Here is a 14,751-nt window from a genome sequence, read left to right as displayed (position 1 = left end):
ACACGAACGGTAATGGCAACTGAGATCTTCTACGAGGCGGATGCCGATCTCGGCCGGGTGCAGTCGCGCAAGGTCGCCATCATCGGTTACGGCAGTCAGGGGCACGCGCACGCGCTGAGCCTGCGGGACAGCGGTGTCGACGTCCGGATCGGCCTGCCGGAGAACTCCAAGTCGCGCGAGAAGGTGGCCGAGGAGGGGCTGCGGGTCGTCACTCCCTCGGAGGCGGCCGCCGAGGCGGAGCTGATCATGATCCTCGCGCCGGACACCAAGCAGCGTCGGATCTACGCCGACGACATCGCTCCGAACCTCAACAGCGGGGACGCGCTGTTCTTCGGGCACGGGTTCAACATCCGCTACGGGCTGATCCAGCCGCCCTCCGACGTGGATGTCGCCATGGTCGCCCCCAAGGGGCCCGGCCATCTGGTGCGCCGCCAGTTCGTGGACGGCAAGGGAGTGCCGTGCCTGATCGCGGTGGAGCAGGACCCCACCGGCGACGCGCAGCAGCTGGCACTGGCCTACGCCGCCGGTATCGGCGGCGCGCGGGCCGGGGTCATCAAGACCACCTTCACCGAGGAGACCGAGACCGACCTCTTCGGGGAGCAGGCCGTGCTCTGCGGCGGAACGAGTGCGCTGGTGCAGTCCGGTTTCGAGGTTCTCGTCGAGGCCGGTTACCAGCCGGAGATCGCCTACTTCGAGGTGCTGCACGAGCTGAAGCTGATCGTGGACCTGATGTGGGAGGGCGGTATCGCCGGACAGCGGTACTCCTGCAGTGACACCGCCGAGTACGGTGACCTCACTCGTGGTCCCCGGGTCATCGACGAGCACGTCAAGGACTCGATGCGTCAGGTCCTCTCCGAGATCCGGGACGGCTCCTTCGCGAAGGAGTGGGTGGCCGAGGACGAGGCAGGCAGGCCCGAGTTCAACAAGCTGCAGGCCGCGGGCAACGAGCACCAGATCGAGGAGGTCGGCAAGCGGCTTCGATCCCTGATGTCCTGGACCAAGGGCTGAACTGCCGTTCTGGCGATTCGCCGTCCTGTGGGGCGGCCCCGAGAGGGTTCGGGGCCGCCCACGGTTTTTCCGGAGGGCTCCCGGGCGTTACGAGGGGCTCGCGCGGCGCGCTAATATCCACACCGTGAGTGAGGAAACGCAACCGGTCGACGACAAGGCCCACATCAGGGACGAGCTCGACTTCACCAACGCCGAGTGGATCACCAGTACCGACGACGATGACGAACCGGGTGTGGAGATCGCCTTCGTGGACGGCTACATCGGCATGCGCAACGGAGCCGATCCGGAGGGGCCCGTGCTGGTCTTCACCCCGGAGGAGTGGGACGCCTTCGTGGCGGGCGCCAAGGACGGCGAGTTCGACGAACCGTGAGCCGTCGACCCGTTTCGCCGCGAGGCGGGGGTTATCCCGCCCACGGAGCCTGTGTGCGGCTGTTTCGGTGTTGTTTCCGCTACGCGGTCGTGTTGGGATGCCGTAGCGTTACGGTGATACGTCCAACACTTGTGTGAACGGATTCTCATATCAGCGTTAAACTGCTGCACCAGCCCGGCACAATGGCGTGCCTTGCTTCGACCCTGATCTCTGTTACTGGAGCGCGCCCGTGACCAACGCAAGCCGTCCTGTCGTCCTGATCGCCGAGAAGCTGGCCCCTTCGGTGCTGGAAGCATTCGGAGACGAGGTCGAGATCCGTCACGTCGACGGCACCGACCGTCCGGCACTGCTCGAAGCCGTTGCCGACGCCGACGCGCTGCTGGTCCGTTCGGCGACGAAAGTCGATGCCGAGGTCTACTCGGCCAGCACGCGGCTGAAGGTTGTCGCCCGTGCGGGAGTCGGACTGGACAACGTCGAGGTTCCCGCCGCCACCGAACGCGGCATCATGGTCGTCAACGCCCCCACCTCGAACATCGTCTCGGCCGCCGAGCACGCGATCGCGCTGCTGCTGGCGGTGTCGCGCAACGTGGCCGTGGCCGATGCCAGCCTGCGTGCCGGGGAGTGGAAACGCAGTGCGCTCAGCGGCGTGGAGATCAACGACAAGACCGTCGGTGTCATCGGTCTCGGCAAGATCGGCCAGCTCGTCGCGCAGCGACTGGAGGCCTTCGGCGCCAAGCTGATCGCCTACGATCCCTACGTCTCGGCCGCGCGTGCCGCCCAGCTCGGTATCGAGCTCGTCAGCCTCGAAGAGCTGCTGCAGCGTGCCGACGCCATGTCGATCCACCTGCCGAAGACTGCCGAGACGCTCGGTCTCATCGGTGCCGAGGAACTCAAGAAGACCAAGCAGGGCGCGATCATCGTCAACGCCTCGCGCGGTGGGCTCATCGACGAGGACGCGCTCGCCGAGTCCCTGCGCAGCGGGCACCTCGGTGGTGCGGGTATCGACGTCTACAGCACCGAGCCCACGACCTCCAGTCCGCTGTTCGAGCTGTCCAACGTGGTCGCGACTCCACATCTGGGTGCTTCCACCGCCGAGGCCCAGGACCGGGCCGGTACCGACGTGGCCCACTCCACGCTGCAGGCGTTGCGCGGTGACTTCGTTCCCGACGCGGTCAACGTGCAGGGGGGTGCCGTCGGCGAGGAGGTTCGCCCCTACCTGCCGCTGACCCAGAAGCTGGGTTCGTTGCTGGCCGCGGTACTCGGCAGCACGCCGACCTCCGTCACGGTCGAGGCCAGGGGCGAGCTGGCCGACGAGGACGTCTCCGTGCTGCCGCTGGCGGCGCTGCGCGGTGTCTTCGCCGGTGCGGTGGAGAGCCAGGTCACCTTCGTCAACGCTCCGCAGCTCGCCGAGGACCTCGGGGTCGACATCGACGTCAAGACAGCCCCGGAGAGCGCGAGCCACCGCAGTGTGGTCTCGGTACGCGCCGTGCTGTCCGACGGCCGTACGGGTGTCGTCTCGGGTGCGCTGGACGGTCCGAACCAGGTGGAGAAGCTCGTCGAGGTCAACGGCAGGCACTTCGACCTGCGCGCCGAGGGTAGCGTCCTGCTGCTGGAGTACCCGGACCGGCCCGGTGTCATGGGCAAGGTCGGGACGCTGCTCGGCGAGGTCGGGACGAACATCGAGGCCGCGCAGATCAGCCAGACCTCGGACGGTTCGGACGCGATCATGCTGCTGCGTGTGGACCGTCCGGTCGACGCGGGCGTGCTTGAGCCGATCGGTGCGGCCGTTGGAGCCAAGACCGTTCGTACCGTCAGCTTCGAGTGAGCCGATTCCGCGGCCCGGTGCGGGTCGCGGGTCACCCGGGTTCCGTACCGGATCACCTCGTGTGACCGGTGGGGTCTCCCGTCGGATCCTTTCGGGGGTCGCCGCTGCACGCGGCGGCCCCCGTTTTTCGTTCGCAGGGCCGCGAAGCTCCGTGTTCGCGGGCGCGGACAACCCTCCAGGATCGAGTTCTCGTCCGGCTGGAAGAAAGTTGTATCAGCTGGTCAGCGGCCGGCTTGTCGCTCCCGATCACCCCCTGCACGGGTGACATTCACTCGATTGGGTGTCCCACTGTCCGGGAAGTGACGTCCAGTATTGGGGTCCGGCGTGCCTGAGCGACATCGAAGCACGGTAGCCTGCGGCACAACGTTTCAGCCCCAAAACGGGGGTAGGACTCGGGAGGTGTGCATGCGGCTCGCTGTGATCCCAGGTGACGGGATCGGGCCGGAAGTGGTGGCCGAGGCGCTGAAGGTGCTCGGGGAAGTGGTCCCCGAAACCGAGATCACGCGGTACGATCTGGGCGCCGCTCGCTGGCACAACACCGGGGAGCTACTTCCGGAATCCGTGTTGGGTGAGTTGCGCGAGCACGACGGGATTCTGCTCGGTGCGGTGGGTGACCCGTCGGTGCCGAGCGGCATTCTGGAACGCGGATTGCTGTTGCGGCTGCGTTTCGAACTCGACCACCATGTGAATCTGCGTCCGGCGCGGCTCTATCCGGGAGTGCAGAGTCCGATCGCCGACCCCGGTGAGGTCGACATGGTCGTCGTCCGGGAAGGCACCGAAGGCCCCTACGCGGGCAACGGGGGCCTGCTGCGCAAGGACACGCCACAGGAAGTGGCGACCGAGGTGAGTCTCAACACCGCCTTCGGGGTGGAGCGGGTGGTCCGCGACGCGTTCGCGCGAGCATCGGCGCGTCCACGCAAGCATCTGACTCTGGTGCACAAGACCAACGTGCTCAGCCACGCCGGATCACTGTGGTCCCGGGTGGTCGAGGAACTTTCGTTGCAGTATCCGGACGTGACGGTGAACTACGAGCATGTCGACGCCACAACGATCCATCTGGTGCAGGATCCCGCCCGGTTCGACGTGATCGTCACCGACAACCTCTTCGGCGACATCATCACCGATCTGGCCGGCGCGGTCACCGGCGGTATCGGCAGGGCCGCCAGCGGGAACATCGACGCCACACGGCGCAATCCGAGCATGTTCGAACCGGTCCACGGCAGTGCGCCCGACATCGCGGGCCAGGGCATCGCCGACCCCACGGCGGCGGTGCTGTCCGTCGCGCTGCTGCTCGACCACGTCGGTTACGCGGAGGCGGCGAGGAGGGTGCAGGCCTCGGTCGCCTTCGATCTGGCCACTCGCGATCACTCCGCGCCGGGGGCCACGCACGCCATCGGTGATCGGCTCGCCGCGCTGGTTTCGGCGCGGGAAGTCGTGCAGCAGGTGTGATCCCCCGTCGGGTCCGGCCGGATCGGCCGCGCCGCTGACGGACCGTGGCACGGACACCCCGGTTGTCCGTATCGTGGGAAGAAAGGCCCACTGGCTGGAGTGTGTCCGCGATGTGCGAGCATTGCGGCATGCTCCAGTACACGACGGGCATTATTGGCAAGCGCGCCGGGTGACTCGACTCCGCAGACCCGGCGCGCAGACCTCTCGCATCCGCGGGGGGTCTTTTTTGTGTCCACGACAGCCATAACGGGCCGTTCCAGCCACGACCGGCCCGTGATCACCGCCCTTCTGGAGGGACAGTGAACCGCACCAGCCCGGCAGGGACCCCACAGGCGGACACGTTTCACGTCTACGACACCACGCTTCGCGACGGCGCGCAGCGCGAAGGCATCTCCTACTCGGTGGCCGACAAACTCGCGGTCGCCCGCATTCTGGACAGCCTCGGCGTGGGCTTCATCGAAGGCGGTTGGCCCGGTGCGTTGCCGAAGGACACCGAGTTCTTTCGTCGGGCGACCGCCGGCGAACTCGACCTTCGGCACGCCGTGCTCACCGCGTTCGGCTCCACACGCCGACCCGGGGTTCCTGTGCAGCAGGACGATCAGGTGGCCGCGTTGCTCGACTCGGGAGCTCCTGCGGTGACGCTGGTCGCCAAATCCGACAGCAGACACATCGAACGCGCGTTGCGTACCGACGTGGCCGAGAACGGCGCCATGATCGCCGACACCGTCCGGTACCTCACCGAGCACGGCAAACGCGTGTTCCTGGATGCCGAGCACTTCTTCGACGGGTACGCCCACGATCCGGACACCGCGCTGCGGATGCTCGACTCGGCCGTGCACGCGGGTGCCGATCTGGTGTGCCTGTGTGACACCAACGGTGGGCAACTGCCGACAGCACTGGCCGAAACGGTGGAGGAGATCCACCGCCGCACCGGTTTCCGGTTGGGGATCCACTGCCAGGACGACACCGGCTGCGCCGTCGCCAACACGCTCGCGGCGGTGCAGGCGGGGGTTACACACGTGCAGTGCACCGCCAACGGTTACGGAGAACGGGCGGGCAACGCCGACCTGTTCCCCGTCATCGGCAATCTGGAGACGAAACTGGGGCTGCCCGTGCTGCCCGAGGGCAACCTGTCCGAACTCAGCCGGGTGTCGCACGCGCTCGCCGAGATCGCCAACATCGCGCCGGACACGCATCAGGCATACGTGGGGGGATCCACATTCGCCCACAAGGCCGGGCTGCACGCCAGCGCGATCAAAGTGGATCCCGAGCTGTACAACCACATCGACCCCGAGCGTGTCGGCAACGGGATGCGCGTGCTCGTCACCGAGATGTCCGGGCGCGCCAGCCTGGAGCTCAAGGCAGCCGAACTGGGGCTGGACCTGAGCTCGGCCCCGGACGCCATCACCGGTGCGGTGCGGCGGGTCAAGGAACTGGAAGCAAGGGGTTGGTCCTTCGAGGGGGCCGACGCCTCGCTGGAACTGATGCTGCGTCGTGAGATGGCGCTGGCCGACGGCACTGCGGCGGAAACGGACGGCGACACCTCGGACGAGGTGTCGTTCGGCGCACCCTTCGAACTGGAGTCCTACCGTGTCTCGCTCGACCACCGCCCCGACGGGCAGGTGGTCTCGGAGGCGACGGTCAAGTTGCACGTGTTGCAGGAACGCGTCATCGCCACCGCCGAGGGAAACGGTCCCGTCAACGCGCTGGACGCCGCACTGCGCAAGGCGCTGGTGCCCCGGCTGCCGTGGTTGGACGAGATCGAACTGGTGGACTACAAGGTGCGGATTCTCACCGACGCCTCCGGGACCGACGCCGTCACCAGGGTGCTCGTGGAATCCCGGGACGAACACCGGGAGTGGAGCACCGTGGGGGTGCACGGCAACATTGTGGAGGCGAGCTGGTACGCGCTGTGCGACGCGTTCGCCCACAAGGCGGTCCACCGGGGCGAGCGGGCGGAGGTCGGTAGCTCCAACACGGGGTGACCAGGAACTGGGCCGTTGCTCACCCGCACGTAAGCTGTTCGGCGAACAGTTGATGACGGAGGTTTCGTTTGCGCCTGGCACGTGTTGCTCAGCCCGAAGGGGTCTCGTTCGTGGCATTGGAGCCGGACCCCAAATCCCCCGGTGAGAAGGTGCTCGCCGTCGAGATCGACCAGCATCCGTTCGGGGAGCCGACGTTCACCGGTCGTAAGTGGCCGATGGCCGACGTGCGCCTGTTGGCGCCCATCCTGCCGACCAAGGTGCTCTGCGTGGGAAAGAACTACGCCGAGCACGCGCGGGAGATGGGTGGGGAGGTGCCGGAGAATCCGGTGCTTTTCATGAAGCCTTCGACATCCGTGATCGGCCCGAGTGCCCCGATCAAGATGCCCCCGAACTCCGAGCGGGTCGACTACGAGGGCGAGCTGGCCGTGGTGATCGGCCAGCCCTGCAAGGACGTGCCCGAGGCCAGGGGAACCGACGTGGTGCTCGGATACACGATCGCCAACGACGTCACTGCCAGGGACCAGCAACGGGCCGACGGGCAGTGGACCAGGGCGAAGGGCTACGACACCTTCTGCCCGCTGGGACCGTGGATCGACACCACCGTTGATCCCTCCGACCTGGGGTTGCGCACCGAACTCGACCGCGAGCTGTGCCAGGAGTCCCGCACCTCGCTGTTGACGCACGATGTAGCCGGTCTGATCTCGTTCATCTCCCGGGTCATGACCCTGTTGCCCGGTGACGTGATCCTGACCGGCACTCCGTCCGGGGTTGGGCCGATGCGGGCCGGACAGAAGGTCTCGGTTTCCATCGACGGGCTGGGCACACTCACCAACCCGGTGCAGCAGGCCTGAGCCGTCGCTGGCGAGTCGCGGCGTGATGCGCGCGTTCCGGCCCGGTCGACGGCGCCACCGGCAGTGCGCTCGTTTCACCCGCGATCCATCCGAACCGCGGGTGAAACGAGCTTCTGCGGGGCGTCAGCGGAGTGCTTCCTTCGGTGGGCCCTCCCGCCGGGCCCCGTAGGCGAGGATGTAGGGCGGGACGACGCGCAGCCAGGGAAGTCTCGGCAGCAGTCGCAGCGGACGGGGGAGCCGAGCGCGGCGACCGAAGTCGATCTCTCCCCGCAGTGCGGGCTCGACCACATTGGCGTGGATGGTGCGTTGCAGGCCCTGGATGAGCGCGGTCGTGGGCAGCCGGGTGTGCTGGATCGCCGCCACGTGCCTGCGCCGCAGTTCGCCACGCCGCAACGGTTTCGCGAGGTGCCGAGCGGCCGCCACCGCGTCCTGCACCGCCAGGTTGATACCGATTCCGCCGACCGGTGACATCGCGTGTGCCGCGTCCCCGATGCACAGCAGGCCCGGAACGTGCCAGCGGCGCAGCCGGTCCAGGGTGACGTGCAACAGCTTCACGTCCTCCCAGCTCCGGACGAGTTCCCGCCCGTCGTCGAGCCAGCCGAGCCGTCCACGCAGCGATTCGTTGAACTTCCCGATGTCGTGGGCGCGCTCGGCCGCGTCGGAGCCCTTGGCTATGACCGAGGCGACCTGGAAGTAGTCCTCCCGGTCCAGCAGTACGGTGAACGCGCCGTTCCCGATGCTCCCCACGGCTCCGCTCGGGTCCCCCTCCCGCCGTGGGATCCGGAACCACTGCACGTCCATCGGAGTCGGAAAGTCCCGTACCCGGAGCTGGTCGGCCAGTTCTCCCCGGACCAGGGAATCCCTGCCGTCACAGGCCACCGTGATGGTGGCACGAAGCCTGCCGTGCTCCCCGTCGGCGGTGCGGTAGTCGACCCCCGTCACCCGGCCGTGTTCCCGCACCAGGCCGGTCACCTCGGTGTTCATGCGCAGCTCGAAGTTCGGCTCCTTCGCCGCTTCCGCCGCCAGCAGATTGAGCAGGTCCCACTGCGGCACCATGGCGATGTAGTTGTACTTGATCGGCAGCCGCTCGAAATCACCCAGCGTGTAGAACTCGCCCCCCGGCCCCACCGGCAGCATCACCGAGCTGATCCTTCGCTGGGGCAGTTCGGCGAAGCGCTCGGCGAGACCCAGCTCATCCAGCAGTGCCAACGTCGTCGGGTGCACCGTGTCCCCGCGAAAGTCCCGCAGGAAGTCCGCGTGCTTTTCCAGCACCGTCACGGCTACCCCGGAGCGGGCGAGCAACAGCCCCAGCACCATCCCCGCCGGGCCCCCTCCGACGACGCAGCAGGTGGTTCGCTTCATCGCGATTCCTCCCATGTAGGACCTCTTCCGCTCGGCGATCCCGCTGCTCGCGTGAGTGATCGGAACGAGGCACCTCGCGAGCCGACAGCACTGCCGCAGAATAATTCAACAGACGTTGAATAACGCCAGCATGCTCCGAAGGGACGCGCCGGTCAAGAGGGGCGGCAAGCGGGATAAGCTGAATCAGTCATGAGCACGTCAGATGTCACCACCGCCGAGTCCGACCGTCCGGTACGAGCCAGGTTCTGCCCCTCACCCACCGGTACGCCACACGTCGGACTGATCCGCACCGCGCTGTTCAACTGGGCGTTCGCCCGGCACAACAACGGATCGTTGCTGTTCCGCATCGAGGACACCGACGCGAGCAGGGACAGCGAGGAGTCCTACCAAGCACTTCTGGAGGCTCTTCGCTGGTTGCGCCTCGACTGGGACGAGGGGCCGGACGTAGGGGGTGAGTACGGTCCTTACCGGCAGAGTCAACGGCGTGAGATCTACGCGGACGTGGCCGCCAGATTGCTGGAGGCCGGTGAACTCTACGAATCCTTCTCCACGCCGCAGGAAGTCGAACAGCGCCACCGAGACGCGGGCCGGGACCCCAAACTGGGGTACGACAACGCCGACCGCGAGTTGACCGAGCAGCGCAAGTCGGAACTGCGCGCCGAGGGGCGCAGTCCGGTCCTGCGGTTGCGGATGCCGGACCGCGACATCGGATTCACCGACCTGATTCGCGGCGAAGTCACCTTCCCCGCGGGCAGCGTGCCCGATCCCGTTCTGGTGCGCGGCAACGGGGACGCGCTGTACCCGCTGACGAATCCCGTCGACGACGCCCTCATGGGAATCACTCACGTGCTGCGTGGCGAGGATCTGCTGTCCTCCACGCCGCGTCAGATCGCGCTCTACGAGGCGTTGCAACGGATCGGCACGACGGACTTCACCCCTGAGTTCGGCCACCTGCCGTTCGTGATGGGGGAGGGAAACAAGAAGCTCTCCAAACGTGACCCGCAGTCCGATGTCTTCCACCATCGCGAGCGCGGTTTTCTCCCGGAGGGGCTGCTCAACTATCTGGCGCTGCTCGGCTGGTCCATCTCCGACGACCGCGACGTGTTCGACCTCGACGAGATGGTGAGTGCGTTCGACATTCGTCGGGTCAGCGCCAATCCGGCACGGTTCGACCAGAAGAAGGCCGATGCCATCAACGCCGCACACCTGCGTGCGTTGGAACTCGACGATTTCGTCGACAGGGTCGTGCCGTACCTGGTCGCCGGTGGTGTGTTGCCCACCGCTCCGAGCGAGTGGCAGCTGGAGACGGTGCGAGCGGCCGCTCCACTGGTGCAGGAGCGATTGACCGTGCTGTCGGACGCGGTCGGGATGATGGGTTTCCTGTTCGCGGGCGCGGACTTCGAACCGGAACCAGCGGCCGCGGCCAAGGCGCTGGGCGGTGACGCTCGGCCGGTAATTTCGGCCGCCCTGGATGTCCTCGAACCGTTGGCCGAGTGGCGCGCCGCCGACATCGAGAACGCCCTGAAACAGGCGATCGTCGAGGGGCTGGGCATCAAGCCCCGCAAGGCATTCACGCCGGTACGTGTGGCAATCACCGGTCGTACGGTCTCGCCACCGTTGTTCGAGTCGATGGAACTGCTCGACAGGCAGTCCTGCCTCGACCGGTTGCGTACGGCGCTGCGGAACGTACCCGAGGAGTGAGCACCATCACCGTGCCGGTCCCCGCGACGGAAGTCGGGCGGACCGGCACGTCACGTGTGTTCACGTGCTGTTGCACGCGGCGAGCTAAATCGTGTCAGTGATGTAAGTATCACCATGTTGGACGAGTCGGCCACTCCGGGTGGAGTCCTAGCCTCACGGAGTGAAATCCGCACTTGAAGTATCCGCCTCGGAACGGCCTCGCGGCATCAGAGCGGTCTGCCTGGACATCGACGACACGCTGCTGGACAGTCGGGGATCGGCTCGACGGGCTTTCGCGTCATTGACCGGCAACGATGCGGCGTGGCCGGTGTGGCGACGGATAACCGACGAGTACAACGCGCGCATGATGGCGGGTGAGATCGATTTCGAGACGATGTGCCGCAGCCGCACCCGCGATTTCTTCGCCGCCTTCGGCGAACGGCTGAGCGAGGACGAGGTGTTGGCCAGGGAACACCGGCGAATGGTGGCGCTGCGCGACTCCTGGGAACTCTTCGAGGACGCCACGGGCTGTCTGGAATGGTTGCGTGCCAGCGGATTGCGCGTCGCGGCCATAACCAACGCCCCCGGCGCGTACCAGCGGCACAAACTCGCCGTCACCGGGTTGGCCGCTACCTTCGACGCGACGGTGATATCGGGCGAGTGCGGTGTGGCCAAGCCCTCCTCCGGAATCTTCGCGGCTGCCTGCGACACCCTGGGACTTTCGCCCGCGGAAGTGGCCCATGTCGGCAACAATCTGGAGATCGACGCCAACGGGGCGGCCTGCGCGGGTATGCACGGCATCTGGTTGGACCGGGACAGCGTCGGTCCGACGAGTTCGGTGGTTCCCGCCGACGGTGTGTCGGTGATCACGAGTCTGTGCGAGTTGCCCGAGGTTCTGGTGTGTGATCTTCCTTTCGACGGTGCGGAAGAGGGGGTTTCCGCCTACCGAATGAGCATGGCCGGCTCGGTTTGATCGAGGCTGTCCGTTCGGGAACAGGGCGGCAGCGCTCGTAGTGGGGCCGTTCACTCGGGCAGAACGTTCCTAGGGGGAATCACGCGTGGTGCCTCGTCGCGGGGCTGCCCGCCTGGCGCGGGGACTCCGAGGGAGAGAGTCCCCGCGAACGTGGGGCGGGAAGCTTCCGAGGACTGTTCGGCCCCCGTTCGCGGGGAATCGGGGCAGCGGCCCGAACCGCCGCTGGAAGACCCGCTCACCAGCTGAATCGCTTTGGCAGGGGGGTGGTGCGAAGCGGTTCACGGGCATGGTCTAGTATATTCATCAACGCGATGAACAGAGGTCATCGAAGCGGAAAAGAGAAAACCGCTTGGTGGTACGATGTTCATCAGTGCCGATGGGGTATGGTGTAATCGGCAGCACGACTGATTCTGGTTCAGTTAGTCTAGGTTCGAATCCTGGTACCCCAGCTGAAGAAGCGTCCGATGCTTCTCGTAAGGTCCCGTCGTCTAGTGGCCTAGGACGCCGCCCTCTCAAGGCGGTAACGTGGGTTCGAATCCCATCGGGACTACGAAACCGGAGAGTTTCCGCTTTTCGGTGCTGCCCGGTTGTGGCCGCTGCTGGTGTCGCCAGCGGTGTGTGCCCCTAGAGGGCCGTGTTTCGGTTCTCATCGGGTTATCAATCGGCATGTTCGTGGGTTACGTTCGCTCGAAAGCGTTCGGTAGCTTACGCGGTCCCGTCGTCTAGTGGCCTAGGACGCCGCCCTCTCAAGGCGGTAACGTGGGTTCGAATCCCATCGGGACTACACGAGAGATACGAAGCCGGTGTGCTCGCACACCGGCTTTCTTCGTATCCGAGTGGTGATATCAACCCGATGGGGCACCGAATTACTTCGCGCCATGCGGGGAGAGCCGGGCGGTACGGCTTTCCCGGCTCATCGGGACCGTACCGCCGTCGCTCACGTGTTCCGCCGTGTGCTGACCCGGGCTCAGAGCCTGTTCTGCAGCCCGTCGGCAGCCGCGAGCAGATCGGCTGCCCAACGACTTCCCGGGCGCCGGCCCATCCGGTCGATCGGTCCGGATACCGAGATGGCGGCCACCACGGTGCCCGCCGAGTCCCGCACCGGTGCCGAGACGCTGGCCACTCCGGACTCCCGCTCGGCGACGCTCTGCGCCCATCCCCGGCGACGCACCTCCATCAGAGTGCGTTCACCGAAGACCGCCTCCGCCAGTACGGCTCGCTGTGTGGCGGGGTCGGACCACGCGGCCAGCACTTTGGCGCCTGATCCGGCCGTCATCGGCAGCGCGGTGTTGACCGGGACCGTGTCACGCAGTCCGCTCGGCGGTTCCGCGGTGGCCACGCAGGTACGTTGCATCCCGTCGCGGCGATAGAGCTGCACGCTCTCGCCGGTGATGTCGCGAAGTTTGGGCAACACCGCGGCCGCCGCCTCCAGCAGGGGATCCACCGCGCCGCCCGCCAGCTCGCCCAGCGCCGGACCGGAGCGCCAGCGTCCGTCCGAGCCGCGTCGCAGCATCCGGTGCGTTTCCAAACCGACCGCGAGTCTGTGTGCCGTTGCCCTGGGCAATCCCGTACGCTCGCACAGCTCCGCCAGCCCGCACGGATCCTCGGCAGCGGCCTGTAGCACGGCCACCGCTTTGTCCAGAACTCCGATACCGCTATGCTCTCCCACGGGGCGATACTAACGTCTCGTTATCTGGGAAGTCCACAACGTGGGAGCCGTACCACTCGGATCCCACGGCTTCGATGGGGAGGAGCGATGGGTAGCACGCTCGCCGAGAAGGTTTGGAACGAGCATTTGGTGCGTCGCGGGGAGGGCGACGAGCCGGATCTGCTCTACATCGACCTCCATCTCGTGCATGAGGTGACCAGTCCGCAGGCCTTCGAGGGGCTGCGGCTGGCCGGCCGTGCCGTACGCCGTCCGGATCTGACGCTGGCGACCGAGGACCACAACGTGCCCACCGAGGGCGTGGAGTTGCCGATCGCCGATCCGGTGTCGCGTACGCAGGTCGAGACACTGCGCAAGAACTGCGCCGACTTCGGGGTACGGCTCCATCCGATGGGTGACGCCGAGCAGGGGATCGTCCACGTGGTCGGGCCGCAGCTCGGGCTGACCCAGCCCGGAACCACCGTGGTGTGCGGCGACAGTCACACCTCGACCCACGGCGCCTTCGGCGCGCTCGCCTTCGGTATCGGTACTTCCGAGGTCGAGCACGTACTGGCTACGCAGACACTGCCGCTGCGGCCCTTCCGCACCATGGCCGTCAACATCGAGGGGACGCTGCGTCCGGGGGTCACGAGCAAGGACGTCATCCTCGCCGTGATCTCCAAGATCGGCACCGGTGGTGGTCAGGGCTACGTGCTGGAGTACCGCGGCTCGGCCGTGGAGTCCATGACGATGGAAGCGCGCATGACCATGTGCAACATGTCCATCGAAGCCGGTGCCAGGGCCGGCATGATCGCCCCCGACGAGACCACCTTCGAGTACCTCAAGGGGCGTTCGCACGCGCCCGCCGGAGCGGACTGGGACGCCGCCGTGGAGCACTGGAAATCGTTGCGCACGGACTCCGACGCGGGCTACGACGCCGAGGTGACGATCGACGCGGACTCACTCACGCCGTACGTGACCTGGGGAACCAATCCCGGTCAGGGATTGCCGCTCGGGGAGCGGGTACCCGATCCGGAGTCGATCGCCGACGAGGAGAGCAGGGCCGCTACCGAGAAGGCGCTGGAGTACATGGGGCTGCGCGCCGGTACTCCCCTCCACGAGGTCGCGGTGGACACCGTGTTCCTCGGCTCCTGCACCAACGGGCGGATCGAGGATCTGCGCAGCGCGGCGGGGATACTGCGTGACCGCAGGGTCGCCGAAGACGTACGGATGCTGGTCGTTCCGGGGTCCATGCGAGTACGCAAGCAGGCCGAGGACGAGGGGCTGCACGAGGTGTTCGAGGCGGCGGGTGCCGAATGGCGCCAGGCGGGGTGCTCGATGTGCCTCGGGATGAACCCCGATCAGCTCACCCCCGGGGAACGCTCGGCCTCGACCTCCAACCGCAACTTCGAAGGCAGGCAGGGCAAGGGCGGGCGAACCCATCTCGTCTCACCCGTCGTCGCGGCGGCCACGGCGGTGCGCGGCACGCTCTCCTCGCCGGAGGACCTGTAATCGAGCCACGTCGTGACACCGGTGCGCTCGCCCCGGCAGGTTCGCGGGAGGCCGGATCCGCCGGGCAGCCACCCACCAACCCGAGATACGG

The 14,751-nt window shown here is 66.9% G+C and carries 10 protein-coding genes, 3 tRNA genes and 1 pseudogene; 12 read left to right on the top strand and 2 right to left on the bottom strand.

Annotated elements, in window-relative coordinates:
- Nucleotides 1-9: 9 nt before the first annotated feature.
- The 6 genes and pseudogenes from ilvC to ACOQFL_RS07390 all read left to right on the top strand — a co-directional run.
- Nucleotides 10-1,008, top strand: a pseudogene (ilvC, locus tag ACOQFL_RS07415) (ketol-acid reductoisomerase); the annotation flags it as partial.
- A 124-nt stretch (nucleotides 1,009-1,132) separates the two neighbouring features.
- Nucleotides 1,133-1,378, top strand: a complete 246-nt coding sequence (locus ACOQFL_RS07410; protein WP_092632193.1) for a DUF397 domain-containing protein — start codon at nucleotides 1,133-1,135, stop codon at nucleotides 1,376-1,378.
- A 229-nt stretch (nucleotides 1,379-1,607) separates the two neighbouring features.
- Entirely contained in the window at nucleotides 1,608-3,203 is a 1,596-nt protein-coding gene (serA, locus tag ACOQFL_RS07405) for a phosphoglycerate dehydrogenase (protein ID WP_435543328.1), read from the top strand.
- Between the two features lie 405 nt (nucleotides 3,204-3,608).
- On the top strand, nucleotides 3,609-4,652 hold the full coding sequence (locus tag ACOQFL_RS07400) for a 3-isopropylmalate dehydrogenase (RefSeq protein WP_092632187.1): 1,044 nt from the start codon (nucleotides 3,609-3,611) through the stop codon (nucleotides 4,650-4,652).
- A 299-nt stretch (nucleotides 4,653-4,951) separates the two neighbouring features.
- Nucleotides 4,952-6,637, top strand: a complete 1,686-nt coding sequence (gene cimA, locus ACOQFL_RS07395; RefSeq protein WP_435543327.1) for a citramalate synthase — start codon at nucleotides 4,952-4,954, stop codon at nucleotides 6,635-6,637.
- A 68-nt stretch (nucleotides 6,638-6,705) separates the two neighbouring features.
- The gene (locus ACOQFL_RS07390; protein ID WP_435543326.1) at nucleotides 6,706-7,488 is read left to right on the top strand and encodes a fumarylacetoacetate hydrolase family protein; all 783 of its coding nucleotides are present in this window, start codon (nucleotides 6,706-6,708) and stop codon (nucleotides 7,486-7,488) included.
- Between the two features lie 123 nt (nucleotides 7,489-7,611).
- On the opposite strand, the gene ACOQFL_RS07385 is transcribed toward ACOQFL_RS07390, so the two are convergent.
- Nucleotides 7,612-8,850 (bottom strand): FAD-dependent oxidoreductase, encoded by a 1,239-nt coding sequence (locus tag ACOQFL_RS07385; protein ID WP_435543325.1) that lies wholly within the window; start codon nucleotides 8,848-8,850, stop codon nucleotides 7,612-7,614.
- A gap of 189 nt (nucleotides 8,851-9,039) precedes the next feature.
- Between ACOQFL_RS07385 and gltX the strand changes: the two genes are divergently transcribed.
- The 5 genes from gltX to ACOQFL_RS07360 all read left to right on the top strand — a co-directional run bounded on the left by gltX (nucleotide 9,040) and on the right by ACOQFL_RS07360 (nucleotide 12,287).
- Nucleotides 9,040-10,551: a glutamate--tRNA ligase gene (gene gltX / locus ACOQFL_RS07380; RefSeq protein WP_435543324.1), complete on the top strand. Its 1,512-nt coding sequence runs from the start codon at nucleotides 9,040-9,042 to the stop codon at nucleotides 10,549-10,551.
- 160 nt (nucleotides 10,552-10,711) lie between these two features.
- Nucleotides 10,712-11,503 carry an HAD family hydrolase gene (locus tag ACOQFL_RS07375; protein WP_435543323.1) on the top strand — a complete coding sequence of 264 codons (792 nt, stop codon included), beginning with the start codon at nucleotides 10,712-10,714 and terminating at the stop codon, nucleotides 11,501-11,503.
- A 377-nt stretch (nucleotides 11,504-11,880) separates the two neighbouring features.
- Nucleotides 11,881-11,952: transfer RNA gene (locus ACOQFL_RS07370), tRNA-Gln, on the top strand.
- 28 nt (nucleotides 11,953-11,980) lie between these two features.
- Nucleotides 11,981-12,053 (top strand) — tRNA-Glu (locus tag ACOQFL_RS07365).
- Nucleotides 12,054-12,214: 161 nt separating this feature from the next.
- Nucleotides 12,215-12,287 (top strand) — tRNA-Glu (locus ACOQFL_RS07360).
- 183 nt (nucleotides 12,288-12,470) lie between these two features.
- On the opposite strand, the gene ACOQFL_RS07355 is transcribed toward ACOQFL_RS07360, so the two are convergent.
- Nucleotides 12,471-13,172: an IclR family transcriptional regulator gene (locus tag ACOQFL_RS07355; protein WP_165400580.1), complete on the bottom strand. Its 702-nt coding sequence runs from the start codon at nucleotides 13,170-13,172 to the stop codon at nucleotides 12,471-12,473.
- 87 nt (nucleotides 13,173-13,259) lie between these two features.
- Between ACOQFL_RS07355 and leuC the strand changes: the two genes are divergently transcribed.
- Nucleotides 13,260-14,660, top strand: a complete 1,401-nt coding sequence (leuC, locus tag ACOQFL_RS07350) for a 3-isopropylmalate dehydratase large subunit (protein WP_435543322.1) — start codon at nucleotides 13,260-13,262, stop codon at nucleotides 14,658-14,660.
- The last annotated feature ends 91 nt before the right edge of the window (nucleotides 14,661-14,751 follow it).

The organism is Actinopolyspora sabaoui, from assembly GCF_051225635.1.
Classification (GTDB): domain Bacteria; phylum Actinomycetota; class Actinomycetes; order Mycobacteriales; family Pseudonocardiaceae; genus Actinopolyspora.
The sequence above is the reverse complement of the archived record's forward strand: the minus strand, read 5'-3'. Positions and strand labels throughout refer to the sequence as shown.

What these genes read in the sequence shown, in the direction of transcription:
- ACOQFL_RS07400 (WP_092632187.1), top strand. Translation starts at nt 3,609, where the DNA reads ATGCGGCTCGCTGTGATCCCAGGTGACGGGATCGGGCCGGAAGTGGTG.
- ACOQFL_RS07385 (WP_435543325.1), bottom strand. Translation starts at nt 8,850, where the DNA reads ATGAAGCGAACCACCTGCTGCGTCGTCGGAGGGGGCCCGGCGGGGATG.
- gltX (WP_435543324.1), top strand. Translation starts at nt 9,040, where the DNA reads ATGAGCACGTCAGATGTCACCACCGCCGAGTCCGACCGTCCGGTACGA.
- leuC (WP_435543322.1), top strand. Translation starts at nt 13,260, where the DNA reads ATGGGTAGCACGCTCGCCGAGAAGGTTTGGAACGAGCATTTGGTGCGT.